8 protein-coding genes are annotated in these 15,322 nt (G+C 43.0%); 6 read left to right on the plus strand and 2 right to left on the minus strand.

All coding sequences use genetic code 11. The annotated features are described in order from the left end of the window. Positions 1-15: 15 nt before the first annotated feature. The 3 genes from AC59IL_RS19795 to AC59IL_RS19805 all read left to right on the plus strand — a co-directional run bounded on the left by AC59IL_RS19795 (position 16) and on the right by AC59IL_RS19805 (position 3,896). Complete coding sequence (locus tag AC59IL_RS19795; protein ID WP_496553921.1) at positions 16-1,569, plus strand: SusD/RagB family nutrient-binding outer membrane lipoprotein; 1,554 nt, start codon at positions 16-18, stop codon at positions 1,567-1,569. 164 nt (positions 1,570-1,733) lie between these two features. Continuing rightward, positions 1,734-3,212, plus strand: coding sequence for a DNA recombination protein RmuC (locus tag AC59IL_RS19800; protein WP_496553922.1), 1,479 nt, complete (start codon positions 1,734-1,736; stop codon positions 3,210-3,212). Between the two features lie 180 nt (positions 3,213-3,392). Next, a complete protein-coding gene (locus AC59IL_RS19805; RefSeq protein WP_496553923.1) occupies positions 3,393-3,896 on the plus strand; it encodes a hypothetical protein in 504 nt (167 codons plus the stop codon). A 99-nt stretch (positions 3,897-3,995) separates the two neighbouring features. Here the strand turns inward: AC59IL_RS19805 and AC59IL_RS19810 are convergent, their stop codons facing one another. Both AC59IL_RS19810 and AC59IL_RS19815 read right to left on the minus strand, forming a co-directional pair. Continuing rightward, positions 3,996-6,182, minus strand: a complete 2,187-nt coding sequence (locus AC59IL_RS19810) for a DUF6055 domain-containing protein (protein WP_496553924.1) — start codon at positions 6,180-6,182, stop codon at positions 3,996-3,998. A gap of 577 nt (positions 6,183-6,759) precedes the next feature. Continuing rightward, on the minus strand, positions 6,760-7,542 hold the full coding sequence (locus AC59IL_RS19815; protein WP_496553925.1) for a DeoR/GlpR family DNA-binding transcription regulator: 783 nt from the start codon (positions 7,540-7,542) through the stop codon (positions 6,760-6,762). 453 nt (positions 7,543-7,995) lie between these two features. Between AC59IL_RS19815 and AC59IL_RS19820 the strand changes: the two genes are divergently transcribed. From AC59IL_RS19820 to AC59IL_RS19830, 3 genes are all read left to right on the plus strand, one after another. Continuing rightward, positions 7,996-11,136 (plus strand): SusC/RagA family TonB-linked outer membrane protein, encoded by a 3,141-nt coding sequence (locus tag AC59IL_RS19820; RefSeq protein ID WP_496553926.1) that lies wholly within the window; start codon positions 7,996-7,998, stop codon positions 11,134-11,136. Positions 11,137-11,155: 19 nt separating this feature from the next. Then, positions 11,156-12,694 carry a SusD/RagB family nutrient-binding outer membrane lipoprotein gene (locus tag AC59IL_RS19825; RefSeq protein ID WP_496553927.1) on the plus strand — a complete coding sequence of 513 codons (1,539 nt, stop codon included), beginning with the start codon at positions 11,156-11,158 and terminating at the stop codon, positions 12,692-12,694. Between the two features lie 247 nt (positions 12,695-12,941). Continuing rightward, positions 12,942-15,296 carry a glycoside hydrolase family 20 protein gene (locus AC59IL_RS19830; RefSeq protein ID WP_496553928.1) on the plus strand — a complete coding sequence of 785 codons (2,355 nt, stop codon included), beginning with the start codon at positions 12,942-12,944 and terminating at the stop codon, positions 15,294-15,296. Positions 15,297-15,322: the final 26 nt, after the last annotated feature.

Raw genomic sequence — 15,322 nt, forward strand, 5'->3', positions numbered from 1 at the left:
AAAACATCGACAATTATGAAAAAACTTATTATATCAATTCCGCTTTTAATAATTGCAACAGGAACGCTGATCACGGGCTGTAAAAAATCGGATATCGATAACGATTATTATAATCCCGATGCTTCTGTTACGGCAACTATCCCCAGCTTGTATTCCGGATTATTTTTTAACGAAAAAGTATTGCCCCGTTACTGGAACCTGTATACGTTTCAGATACCTATGATGGGAACGTACAGCCAAACTTCGGGCTATACCAATTCAAATAAGATATACGAACAGGCCGTGAATTACACCGCCAACCGCTGGGATTATTTTTATACTACAACTATTGCCCGGTATCGTGAAATTGAAAAGTATTACAACAAGCTTACAACCGATGCCGAGAAAAACGGGTTCCAGCTGTTTTTAGAAACTTCCCGCATTTTTGTGTACGATCAAACGGCACAAATGGCAGATATGTGGGGTGACATTCCTTTTTCAACTGCAGGACAGTTAAACGCACAGGGAACAATTACCCTTGCTTCGTACGACAAGGCTTCTGATATATATTCTACTATTTTAACTGACCTCAAACGCATATCAGATTACCTCGCTACGGCAAGCCCCGATGCGTTTTATCAAAACCAGTTATCGGCCTACGATTATGTAAACAAAGGTTCAATCACAAAATGGCGCCAATATTGTAATTCGCTGATATTGCGTTTGGCTATGCGTATTTCGTATAAAGACGAAGCCACCGCCAAAAGCTATATTCAAACTATCTTAAATAACCCAACCAAGTATCCTGTAATATCGGCCGCAACCGATGCTGTTAAAATACAGCCTTCGAGCACCAGCAGTACGCTTACTGCGGTGAACGACATTCGTAACGGATTTGGCGTAAATCCTTTTTCGCCTGCTAAAATGGTCGATACCGTTATGGCAGCATCCGTCGATCCCCGGTTACCCATTTACTTCACTGCCAATAAAAAAGGTGAGTATCATGGTGTACCCAATACCTGGAATGCAACCCGTGTAAGCGATTCTACTACGGCCAACTACTTTTCGCGCTGGGATTCTACCACCTTTACCGAAAACAATCTTTTCCCCGGTATCATATTCACTGCAGCAGAAGTTAGTTTTCTGAAAGCAGAAGCCTATGAAAGATGGGGTGGGGGGTCTGCTCAAACCGCTTATGAAACCGGTATTAAGCAGAGTATTCAGTTTTGGGTTAGCGTAAACAATAACAGTGATTATTCAGGTACTAAAGAATCGATGCCGTCTGATGCAACGATAGCTACCTTCCTTGCAAATCCTGTGGTAGCGTATGGTACCAATAATCTTGAAAAAATAGCGACGCAAAAGTGGATTGATTTTAATGTGATACAGGCACAGCAGGCATGGGCCGAATGGCGCCGTACCAAATTGCCTAAGTTGAATTTCCCAACCGACGCGTCGTCTGTTCTGTCGCCCAATGTACCCACGAGGTTATTATATCCGGCAACTGAAAGTTCATTGAACTCTGCCAACTATGCAGCAGTAAAGTCAGGTGATAATGTTACTACAAAGGTATTTTGGGATGTAAAGTAATCGTTTTTTAAGTGTTGAGTAACGGGAGGCCATTCATGGCCTCCTTCTTTTTTTATAGATGTATGTGTTACATCTTAAATTGTTTATTTCTTTTAACAAGTTATAAAAGTCAATTGCTTAAATTGATCAGGTTTTGTCATATTCGCACTTTGTAATAAACAATTATGGAAACGATTTTTATAACACTGCTGGCCGCTCTTGTAGTAATAACCGTTATTACATTGATTTTTGCCATCAGGGCTGCTGCTCAAAAAAGCGGCGGTGAGTTTACAGATATCAAATATAAAATGGATAATGTGCTGCAGAATATTGCGAGGGTTGAAACGGCTGTTATCAATGAAATGGCAACCAACAGAAGGGAAACCGGCGATAATACCCAACGCATGCGTGTGGAAATGGCCGCCCTTACCAAAACCATCGACGAAAAGCTGAACCTTCTTACGGCTACAGTAGACAGTAAGCTCACGGCTTTTAATGATAACCATATTACAGGCAATCGCGAAAACCGGAAAGAAGTAAAAGAAGCCCTCGACACCTTCAAAAAGGATTTTACCAAATCGGTAGAAGATTTTAACGCCATTCAAAAAGATAACTTTTTTGCTTTGCTGAACAAACAAAGCGAGCAGAATACCATCACCACTTCAAAGCTTGACCATTTGCGCGAAACACTCGAGAAAAAATTAACCGACCTGCAATCGGGCAATGAACGCAAGCTCGACGAAATGCGCGCCACCGTTGATGAAAAACTTCAAAAAACACTCGAAACACGTTTGGGCGAATCGTTTAAACTGGTAAGCGAACGGCTCGAAGCGGTGCATAAAGGCCTGGGCGATATGCAGCAGCTGGCAACAGGGGTAGGCGATTTAAAAAGAGTGCTCACCAATGTAAAAACACGCGGCGTGCTGGGCGAATACCAGCTGGAAAATATTCTTGATCAGATTTTGACATTAGACCAGTATGCGCGTAATGTAAAAACAAAAGAAGGCTCCAATGCACTGGTTGAATTTGCTGTAAAATTGCCGGGCCGCGAGGATAAGGAAAAAGCAGTGTGGCTGCCGATCGATTCAAAATTTCCGAAAGAAGATTTTGAAAGCCTGATGGATGCCTACGATCAGGCATTACCTGAATTGATTGATGAATACAGGAAAAGCTTTGTAAAAGGAATAAAGAAATGCGCGTTGGATATTTGCAGCCGGTACATCGATCCACCGAATACCACCGATTTTGCCATTTTGTTTTTACCCTTCGAAAGTTTGTATGCCGAAGTGTTGCGAACGCCCGGTTTATTTGAATCAATTCAGCGGGAATATAAGATCATCATTACAGGGCCCACAACTTTATCGGCGATACTTAATAGTTTGCAGATGGGTTTCAGAACGTTGGCCATTGAAAAACGGAGTGGCGAAGTATGGCAATTGCTGGGTGCTGTGAAAACCGAGTTTGGCAACTTTGGCAACATTCTCGAAAAAACGCAAAAGAAATTACAGGAAGCAAGTAATGTAATAGAGCAGGCCGGCGTTCGGTCGCGCGCAATTGAGCGAAAGCTGCGCAATGTGCAGGAATTACCGAAAGACCAGGCGGTTGCATTGATCGGCAGTCAGAGTACTGAAGAGAAAGATGAACCGGATTTGTTATTGGGTTGATTTTCCATCGCTTACATGATGCTTTCCTTATATAATTGATAATTGCAATGTGAAGAATCCCGAATGCCATTCGCAAGAAAAGCAATAGTAACAGTTCTGATTCCTGTCATTTAATTTATTGACCCTACTCATTCTTTACGCTGCCAACTATAAAGAATTTTAGGTCTAAAATGAATTGTTATGAATATTGATCAATGGAATATGTTACTGAATTATATTCCTGTTATAGCCACTGTTTTAGGTGTTTTAATACTGGTCGTAGGTTTTCTTCTCAGAAATAATGTAATTGTAAAGCAAATAGCACTTGTCGTTTTTATAGTATCGGCATTGAGTGCCGTCGTGGTTTTTGTAACCGGTGCAGCGGCAAATGAAACCGTTGAAAAGCTGCCTGGGGTAACGGAAGACATCATTAAACAACACACGGACATTAAAAAATTATTCTTGTCTTTTGTTGTGATCTTAGGCATTTTTTCATTAATTACTTTTTTAACCGATAGGAAAAAGATCATTGTAGCACCGGGATTATACGTGGTTACGTTATTGCTTTCAGTTGGAACAATCGTTTTCGCGAAACAAACCGTTTCTACCGGTAGTGAAATTCGTAATATTGAAATACTGAAAGGTGAAAGAGTACAGGCCGAACAAACACCATCGCAAAATGCTAAAGCATTTAATGAAAAATAAAAAGATTGAATGCCCTGAAGAACTGCTTATACATCAACATAAAATGAAAAAGGCTGCCCTGATATTCTTCAGGCAGCCTTTTTCACATATAGCTTATAGCTATTCCACGACAATCTTTTTCAAAAACTCATTTCGATCAGTCTTCACTTTTAATATATAAGTGCCTTTACGAATATTCGAGGTAGTGGTAAGATGTAAAGTTCGCATGGTTTTCAGATCTTTCTGTAATACTTCCCTGCCCTGTACATCGAACATAGATAGAGTCGCATTGTCATGCGGTTTGAAATTATTCAGCTGCACGGTAAACTGTGATGCCACGGGGTTGGGATATACTAATACTTCCGGATCGCCTGCAGCAGGTTTAATGGGTTTCACCGGTTTGTTATCATCGAGCGATAATACCACATCGGCGCAATTGCTAACGCCGTTAAAAGCCATTTGAGCATCGGTGAAAGCGGTAATGGTGGCATTTACATCCACATTCGAGGCATCGGTAGCGCCTTTGCCATCACAATCAGCACGGCCGTTATTGCCATGCGGTACCTGCAGGTACACGCCGTTGGTTGAGCAACTGCCTATTTCGGCATCGCCGCCCACCACTACCGAATTGCCAAAAGTTACATCCCATTCCATGGCATTATCCTTCATAGTAACGCTGCCCGAAATGGTGTTCCTGTTCACAACGGCATTGTCCGTGATATGTACGCTGCCCGAATAGGTACCACCCCACACATTTGAATTGCCATCAATAATTACATTATCGCTTACCTGTGCATTTTCGACCCAGGCAGTTCCATCGATACGCGCATTGCCCGAAATATTTGAACCGCCCAAAACAATGGCTTTGGGACCTACGTATACCGACGAAGCCACGGTGGCGCCGTTGATGATCCAGCCGCCGCCATTGGAATGCGCGTGGCCATTTGTTTTGTACGATGCCCTGTAATTGGTTTGATAACCCTCGGGTATCGCATTTTCGAAATGCAGTTCGTATGGGTATCTTTTTATTTTTGGCCAGCCGGGTTCCCATACATACGAAGTGTGTGTAACAGGGGCGCCCATAACCACCAGGTACATTTGGGTTTCATCGCTGTTCAGCTGAAAACTGATTTCGCGTTCATTATCTGAATACATAGGGCTGTAACGAACGGTTACGCCATCGGCCTTAACGGCTACAAAACCATAACGCCAGCCGGCGGTGCTGTTCACTTCGGTATGACCTTTGAATTTTAACCGAACATACTGGTTGGCGCAGGTGCTGTAAATAGGAATAATGTTGTATCCATAATCCTGCGGTGCAAATGCATCGGGCACTATAAAGCGGCCTGTTGCTTCATTAATGGCTTTCAATATGGTGAATTGCCGCCATAAATAATGCGGTTCATTATTTTTTAATTGTGTTTTTGTTTGGCGAATGATGGCCCCGAAATTATTAACCGGGTAATCGCAGGTTACTTCGCGTTTGGCATAATCAAAAACAAAGTCGTTTAACTGTATCTGCGTCCAGCCTTTTAACCGGCGGTAGGTGATCAGTGGATGTTCGTTGGCAACAGATTCTTTCCACAGGCGGTTTACCATATTGATGCCATCGAGTTGCTGCATATGGAACAACAGTCTGAAGTTGCTGTAATGATGACGGGTTGAGCTCCAATGAAACATACTGGTGGCCAGTACGCGGGGCACATCATCGGCGGCAAATTGAGGGTACATTTGGGCACGCATAAAATTCGCATGTCCCTCCCAGAAAAAACCGGCAATGTCGGAACCAAAGCCGCCGCCGCTGGTATTTTCCTGTATGCCGATCATACCTTGCAATGAGTGGGCAAATTCGTGACTGATAACACCGCCATCGCGGGTAGCGTTGGGATGAACCCACATGGCGCCGATGGTTCCATCGTACGAACCTCCGAATGCCCAGCCGCTGGGCTCACCGGTAATGCCCCAGGTGTCGTTCATTACTATAATGCATTTATACTTGCCCAGGTTTTTGGTAGCGGCATCGGAGCAAAAGCCTATATCGGTTATATATTTTGTATAAATTTTTTCAAGCGTATCGCATATTGATTGGGGATTGAACCGCAGGTTGGCATCGGAATAGCTGGCAGGATTGGTTCCTACTACATTGCCCCAGAACAACACAAAATTGGCCGACTGGTACGATTTGTCCCACGACCAGGTTTTTAATGCCGCGTCGGTTGAAAATTCATTTGGTATAAATACGGTTTTTTGTGCAAACAGGCAGCAGTATAAGCCTGTAAAAAGATGAAGTAATACAGTTTTTTTCATGAGAGCCGTTTCATTGGTTAAGAAAAATTGTAATAAATGTGTCAATGAATAACGGTTCAGGTTAGTTGTACGGATTTGCATGGGATATTAAGAAAATTGTAAAAAATATATACAGGTTGAATTTTGCAATTCAGTTTTTTATACTAACAATCAGCAATATTCGTGTCTGGTAAAATGAAGGCCGGAATTAATAATTTAATCCGGCCTACGGTTTTGGGCGGGAGGCAATCATTAGCAACTGTTATATCTGGTAAATCTTAACAGTGTGCAATATACGCTAATTGATATTATCAGTTTGTGTTCCTGCTGCTACATAGTGCAAAAACTTATCCACTTTTAGCTGTTGTGGTTTAAAGTTTTGCACAGAAAGCTCTTTGCCATGCGGTGGGGATATGGCCGGCCGTTAGTTTAGGAATGCTATCCGGCGCTGCCAGGTACTTTTCGTTATGTATGGCATATTTAAAAGCAACAAAGCATATGAAAATAGAAGATATGTATGCCGTTCATTGACAGCATAAGTGCTTCCCATGCTAAAAGCACAGAGCTTAAAACTTATTACTTAAAAGGTACAACTTAACTACAGCAGCGTTAAATTCTTGCCTTTGTATGCCTGAAGGGCGGCATTGTCGGGAGGAAGTTCGGTAATCAGATAATTGATCTCATTCACATCGGCAATTTTCATTTGCATGACCGAATTGAGCTTTTCGGAAATAGTTAGCACGGCAACTTTTTCTGCGGCCTTGATCATGGCTTTTTTAACCTGAACGGTTTCCCAGTCAGAATCGGTCAATCCGCTGTTTGAGTCAATGGAATTAATACCAAGTATACACAGATCGGCTTTGATATTGTTGAGGTATTGAAAAACTTCGCCGCTTACCGTCATTTGACTATAGGCAGATATTTGTCCGCCGATCACTATGGTTTTGATCATTGGTTTATCAAGCAGTTCAACGGCCGATAATACATTTACTGTTATAAATGTAGCCCGCAAATTGGCAGGTATCTTTTTAATAAACTCCCTGATGGTGGTACCGCCGCCGATCAGCACGATCATATCATCTTTCAGCAGCTGCAGGGTTTTATCGGCAATAATCAGTTTATTTTGCTGGGAATAAGTTTGTGATTCATGTCCATAATGATAAGCGGCCGACATAACGCCTCCTTTAATGCGTATCACTTGTCCTTCTTCGGCCAGTTCATTCACATCGCGCCGGATGGTATCTTCCGAAACGTCGATCAGCTTTACTAAATCGGCAAACATCAGCCGGGTATGGATGTTCACCTGCTTTGTAATCAGTTTTTTTCTCTCCTTTTTCTGCAAAGCAGCCGGTAACGGGGTATTTTGATTACTGTTTGACATAAACTGTTTCAGTCTTTGTTAGTATAGTAGGGTAAGCGCAAAGCAGGTTGCTCCTTGGATTCCCCCAATCGACAAAATTCAATATTTAGCACGACATAAACAGGCTTCAGAGGCTTGTCTTTTTTAATATTTCTTATTTATTCCTTTTCAGGGAGGGACGGCAGAATGCTGCAAACCATGCATTTTTTGCAATAATACAATACTTGCAAATATTTTGCAAAACTGTGCGAAAATCTTGTTCTAAATCATACTATTTTTCAATTATTCTTATATGTCATTGATTATCAATATTAAGAATTTTGAAAGTCAATAATTGGCATTAGTGCCGGTATTGATCAGTGACAATAAAAAATAATTTTAATTGCAAATAATTTGCAATTAAATAATATTTCTACTTAAATTGAGGCAGATTTTGCATGTAACCAAACAATTTCCACTCAACACAAAACGCTTATGAAACGAGTCAAACTAATTGCTTCGTGCAGTCTGCTGGTATGCTTTTTCCTCATTCTTTCCCTCACCGGCAGGGCGCAATCGGCACAATTAAAGGGGGTTGTAAAAAGTGAGCTCGACCAGGCGGCTGTCCCCAACGCCACAGTTTCCATTAAATCCAATAAAAGTGTAAACTCCACTACCACCGATTCAAAAGGAGCTTTCGTTTTGAACATTCCTGCGAGTATTCAATCGGGCTCTTTTGATGTAACCATTTCTTCTATCGGATTCGAAAGAAAGCAAATTACCATTGAAGTAGACCAGGCTTCTTCGATAATCACTGTATTAATGAAGCCTTCCGCAGGCGATGTGCTGGATAATGTGGTGGTAACAGCGCTTGGTGTAAGAAAAGAAAGAAAAGCGGTTGCCTATGCAGTTGGTGAAGCAAAAGGAAGCGAGTTTACACAGGCCCGCGAAAACAACGTGGCCAATGCTTTAACCGGTAAAATAGCAGGTGTAAATGCGGTTGGTTTATCAACCGGTCCTGGCGGTTCAAGCCGTGTAACAATTCGTGGTAATGGTTCAATGATCGGAAATAACCAGCCATTGTATGTAATTAATGGTATGCCTATCGACAATACGGTTCCGGGCGGCGCTCCCACCGTTAACGGTATTACCAGCAATGTAGATAAAGGGGATGGTATTGCCGCCATCAACCCCGATGATATTGAAACGATCACTGTACTGAAAGGCGGTACCGCTGCCGCGTTGTACGGATCGCGCGCCAGTAACGGGGTTATATTAATCACTACCAAAAAGGGTAGGCCGCAAAGAGGTATAGGCGTTGATTATAACTCAAGCTTTACCATGGAAAGCATTTCGGTTATTCCCGATTATCAATATCAGTACGGGCAAGGCTCTGATGGGGTGATGCCAACTACGCTCGCTGCTGCTCAATCGTCGGGCAGAAGGTCATGGGGCGCCCCCATAGATGGTTCTACCAACTATGTAGGTGTTGATGGTAATACCCATTCCTATGTTGCGCAGAAAAAGAACCTGCAGAATTTTTATCAAACGGGTACCACATTTACCAATACCCTTGCCTTTATGGGCGGCAACGAATCAGTTGCCTACCGGTTTTCGGCATCCGATCTGAACAGCAAAGGTATTTTACCCGGTACTACCTATAAACGTAAAACATTCAACGCCTCGCTGAGTGGTAAAGCAGGCAGTAAGATAACCTTCGACGCGGTTGCGCAATACACCGTTGAGCATGGGCATAACCGTACCGGCGCCGGTGACGCATTGGGTAATCCCAACTGGACACCGCTCGAAATTGCCAATACGGCCGATATTCGCTGGCTGAAACCCGGCTACGACTCATTGGGTAATGAAAAAATCTGGAACGATGCCGCCATTGCTTCGAACGGTTACTTTGTAATTAACAAATGGAGAGAAGACGATACAAAGAACCGCTTTTTAGGCCAGGCTTCTATTTCGTATGAACCGGTTAAAAACTTAACATTCAAAGGAAGTGTAAGCCGTGATTTCTACAGCTATAATTACGAAAACATTATGCCTACCGGCACCCTGTATACGCCTTTGGGCGAATACGTTGGTTTGAAATCGGATCTGTCTGAAACCAATGGTTTGCTTACTGCAACATACAAAAACCGGTTTGCCGAAGACTTTGGCGTCACCGCTATGGTCGGTACTATGAGTCGCAAATACAACAACAACGATTTGAATTTAACCGGCCAGGGTTATATCATTCCCTATTTTTATAGTTTTTCAAACCTGGCTTCTTCAAACACTAAGCCGATAAACAACCGGTTGACCACCAACTCAATTTTGGGTTCTGTTGACCTTGATTATAAAAACATATTTTATTTAACGGTAACAGGCCGTGAAGACTGGTTCTCGTCGTTAAGCCCTAAAAACAATCACATAGTATACCCGAGTGTAGGCGGTAGCGTTATATTGTCCGACGCTTTAAAAATGCCAACCATTTTCAATCTGGCTAAAATAAGAGCTACCTGGGCGCAGGTAGGTGGAGGTGCCCCTAATCCTTATGACATTAACCTCACCTACAGCAACGTACCCAGCTCAGGTCAGCCTTTGCTGAATGTAACCAGCAGCAGCATCAGTAACCCGTTGCTGAAGCCTTACACCACAACTACCTATGAAGGTGGTTTGGAATTGCAGATGCTCAATAACCGGTTGGGTTTTGACCTTACGTATTACAGCCGCCAAACAACCAATGATATTGTAAACACCCAGATCTCCACTACATCGGGTTACAGCAATGTGATATTGAACGTTGGTGAATTAAGAAATAAAGGCGTTGAGTTATTGTTAACCGGCAAACCAATCAGAACAGGAAATTTCGGCTGGAATGTAAGCTATAATTTTGCGTACAACGAAAGTAAGGTAGTACAGCTGGCCGGCGGATTAACCTCTATTCAGATTGCCAGTTCGGTTAACAGCTGGGCCACATTGCAGCACATTCAGGGACAACCTTATGGTACCATCACCGGTACCCGTATGGTAACGGATGCCAATGGCAATATTGTTTTCAACAGAGGCAGTCACCTTCCTGTAATGAGCAATCCAATGCCATTAGGAAACAGCGTGGCGCCTTATACCATGGGTTTAACCAACGAATTCAGGTATAATAACTTTTCGCTGAACATATTGCTCGATGCCAAATTCGGCAATAAAATATTCTCAATTTTTGAGCTGTATGCAACACGTATGGGTAAATTGAAAAGTACCCTGCCCGGCCGCGATAAAGGTCTTGAGCTGAAAGGTGTTGATCAAACCGGTGCTGCCTACGATACGGTTATTACACAGGCGAACGGTGTATTACGTTCATACTACGATAACTACAAAGTATATTCTGAAAAGTTCCTGCACGATGGCAGCTTTGTAAAACTGCGTCAGGTTATTTTATCGTACAACATTCCTGCAAACAAAATAAAATTTGCAAAGGTGCAGGGCGCCAGTGTTTCATTTGTTGCGCGTAACCTGTTCATCCTGTACAGAGATACCAAAAACTTCGATCCTGAGCAAAGCTTTACCAATAGTAACGCACAGGGCTTCGAATCGATCGGATTGCCGCGTACAAGGTCATACGGTTTAAACCTGTCAATCAAATTATAACACTTAAAGAATTAGTAAGATGAAAAAATATAATTTAAAATATGCAGGCGGCTTACTGGTGTTATTGGGTATGGCTTCGTTACAGTCGTGCGATAAGAATTTTGAGCAAATCAATACCAATCCAAACGCTACCTCAACTGTAATTCCGCAATACGTTTTTACCAAAGCAGAATACGATGGTGTGGCACGAGCCGATAAGTTTTTACTGGGCACCATGCAGTACACTACCAGTTATAACGATGTGGCCGGCTGGGGATCGAAATATGTAGCTGCACAAACATCGCAAACCTGGGCTGCATTTACCAATGCCTACCCCAATGAGTTGAACGAACTGGCCATAGTAATAAAAGCTGTAGCCGGCGATGCCACAAAATCGAACCTGCTGTACGAAGCAAAAATATGGCGTGCCTACTGTTACAGCCGGCTTACCGATTTATACGGTGATATTCCTTATTCGCAGGCTGTAATGGGATACGATTCGGCGATTTACAAACCTTCGTATGATGCACAAAAAGATATTTATGCGAGCATACTGAATGAATTAGACCAGGCAGCTTCGGGCCTCGATGCATCGAAAGCTACTTATGGTGCAGCCGACCTGATTTACGGCGGCGCCGTTGATAAATGGAAAAAGTTCGCCTATTCTTTAATGTTGCGTTGCGCAATGCGTATGACGAAAGTTGATGCCGCATCAGCCAAAACATGGGCTACCAAAGCCATTGCCGGTGGTGTTATTACTGCAGATGCTGATATTGCCAAAATAGGTTATCTGAGCACAGGGCAGGATGTTAATAAAAACCCGATGGTGCTGAACCTGTGGAACAGCGATTACATTGCGCAGAATGGTAATACCAATACAGAAGGCGGCAAGTACCAGGAATCTTTTATTACTTATTTGAAAAATTCCGGCGATCCGCGTCTTCCGGTCATTTCAGTTGTTTGGAATGGCGGTGTGCCCGATACATCGGTTAGTATTCAAAAAGGAATGGCTGCTAATTTGCCCAACCAAAAACCGGCTGATTTTGGAACCTATTCAGAGCCCAACCCCAAAACGGTGTTGCTCATGAATTCGCCTTTGTTGTTATATACAGCTGCCGAATCGTACTTCCTGCTTGCTGAAGCTGCTTTGCGTGGCTGGTATACCGGGGCCACTGCTGCCTCATTGTATCAAAACGGTGTACAGGCTGCCATGCGTCAATGGAGCATCATCGCCGGAAGCGCAGGTACCATTGCTTCGGGAGCAATTAACAACTATGTTACCACAGCTATGACTTCTTTTGCCAGCGCTGCTACCTTCGATGATCAGATGAAAGTGATTTACACCCAGTTTTGGGTGAGCATTTTCCCCGATGCACAGGAAGTATATGCCAGCTATCGCCGTACGGGTTATCCGGCGCTGATTCCAAACAATTATCCGGGTAATGCAACCGGCGGAAAAATATTCAGGCGCTATTTGTATCCGTTGTCAGAGGCAACGCTTAATACAACATCGTACAATGCTGCTGTAAGCCGGCAGGGTGCAAATGACCTGTTAACCCGCATCTGGTGGGATAAATAGATCAGATTTTTAGTAAACAAATAATTATTCAAACTATAAATTATTATTCGTAAAACGTGGAACGGGAATACAGGATATTTTTTTGATCTGAATTCAATTATTAATGCCAATTGCCGTTTACTGGTTTCCGTTTCACGATTTACGATTTTACAACAGTTCTCGTACACATTACAAGTAGGTTTTAAGTGTAACAAGGGGGCATGTCTATGCCCTCTTTTTTAAACTAACGATATAATGAAATTGTCGCATGAGCAGAAAAGGCATTGGTGGAAATTTTATGGATCAGTTAAAAACAAATTTGTGCAGCATTATATTAAGCAAAGGTATTTTGCTTTCAATATGCTGTTGGCTGGCTTTTACACATGGTGAAGCGCAGACCGGCAACAACCCACCGGCGGCGATCATTCCATGGCCTGTTGACATAAAACCAACGAATGATGTGTTTTACATAAGGCCTTCTACAAAAATTATTTCCGGCAATAGTACTACCCGACAATCAACATTACTATTAAATAATTACATAAAGGAGCGAACAGGCACCCAACTGACCGTTACAAACGCTTTACCGGATGAGAATTTTATTACCATCGATATAGACTCTCTGATGCCGCATAACGAAGAATATCAATTATCGGTTGAAAAAAAAGGTATTCAGATAAAGGCACATGATGTAAGTGGTGTATTATATGGTATACAAACATTAAGGCAATTGTGGACTTCTGAAGGAAAAAATATTAAAGTGCCCGGTTGTTTTATCAGCGATTACCCGCGTTTTGGCTACAGAGGCATGTCGCTTGATGTAAGCCGGCATCTGTTTCCGGTTTCGTTCATTAAAAAATACATCGATTGCCTGGCCTTATACAAGTTCAATACTTTTCACTGGCACCTTACCGACGACCAGGGGTGGCGTATTGAAATTAAAAAGTATCCGCGATTGCAATCGATTGCAGCCTTTCGTAACGAAACGCTGATAGGCCATAAAAAAGAATTGCCACACCGGTTCGATGGCAAACGGTACGGCGGTTATTATACACAACAACAAATAAAAGAGCTGGTGCAATACGCCGCTGACAGACATATTACCATCATTCCTGAAATTGAAATGCCGGGTCATGCAACGGCTGCGCTGGCGGCGTATCCTTCATTGGGGTGCACGGGCGGCCCTTACAAAACCGCTACTTTCTGGGGCGTGTTTGATGATGTGTATTGTGCCGGTAACGACAGCACATTTAATTTTTTGCAGGATGTGCTGGATGAAGTAATGGCGCTTTTTCCTTCGCCTTACATTCATATTGGTGGCGACGAGTGCCCGAAAACACGGTGGAAAGTTTGCCCCAAATGTCAGCAACGAATAAAAAGCCTGGGTTTAAAAGATGAACATGCCCTGCAGAGCTATTTTGTGCAGCGCATTGAAAAATATGTAAACAGCAAAGGTCGGAATATTATCGGGTGGGATGAGATACTCGAAGGCGGACTGGCGCCAAATGCTACTGTAATGAGCTGGCGCGGAGAAGAAGGAGGTAAAGCAGCCGTGGCACAACAACACCGCGTAATTATGACGCCCGAAAGCCATTGTTATTTTGATTATTACCAGTCGCTGTATGCTAATGAACCTTTAGCAGCGGGTGGCTATACGCCATTGAAAAAAGTATATGATTATGAACCAATGGCTGGCAGTACAGATACAGCCGCCAGATCAAATTACCTCGCAGGCATTGAGGGGCAGGCATGGAGCGAGTACTATACCGATGCCGTCAAAGCAGCCTATATGATTTTTCCCAGGGCGCTGGCATTGGCCGAACGGGCCTGGTCGCCAGCCACTGTACGCAATTATGATGCTTTTTTGCAAAGGATACGAATGCAAAAAAGTTTATTGCAAAAGGCCGGTATTCCCTGGTCTGATCATTTTGACGAAATAACCTGTGCCGGTACTGAAATATTAAAACAATCTGTTCGAATAACATTACAAAGTCCGGTGCCCGATGCACAGATCAGGTATACCATCGATAACAGTACACCCACGTTAAACAGTGCTTTGTATACCGGGCCAATAACCATTACAAAAACCGGCACATTGAAAGCTTTACTGTTTAATAACAAAAAGCAACCAACCGGAAGATTGTTTCAGCAGTATTTTCGTATACATAAAGCTGTTGGTTCATCGGTTCAGCTAAAAAATAAACCGGTCGACCGGTTTAATCCCGGTGCAACAGGTCTTGTAAACGGCATGTATGGCAGCACCCGGTATAACGATAACCAGTGGCTGGGTTTTAGTGGAAATGATCTTGAAGCGGTGATTGATATGGGAACTTTGCAAAACGTTCAGCGGCTGGCAGTGAATATACTGAACTATCACTGGCAACGCATGTGGGCCCCGGTTGAAATAAAATTGCTGGCATCGGCCGATGGCGAGCATTTTACTGAAGTATATAAGAACGATGCTTTTCCGGTAAATGGTATAAATGCCGTACAGGCTTCCATTAAACCGGTGAAGGCGCGATATATAAAAGTAACCGGTGTAAATAAAGGTGTGATTCCGGCAAAGGAGTATGGCGCAGGAGGAAATGCATTGCTGATGATTGATGAAGTTGTGGTTGAATAAGGCACAAGGCTCAAGGAACAAGGTAC

The organism is Niastella sp. sgz303648, from assembly GCF_059587045.1.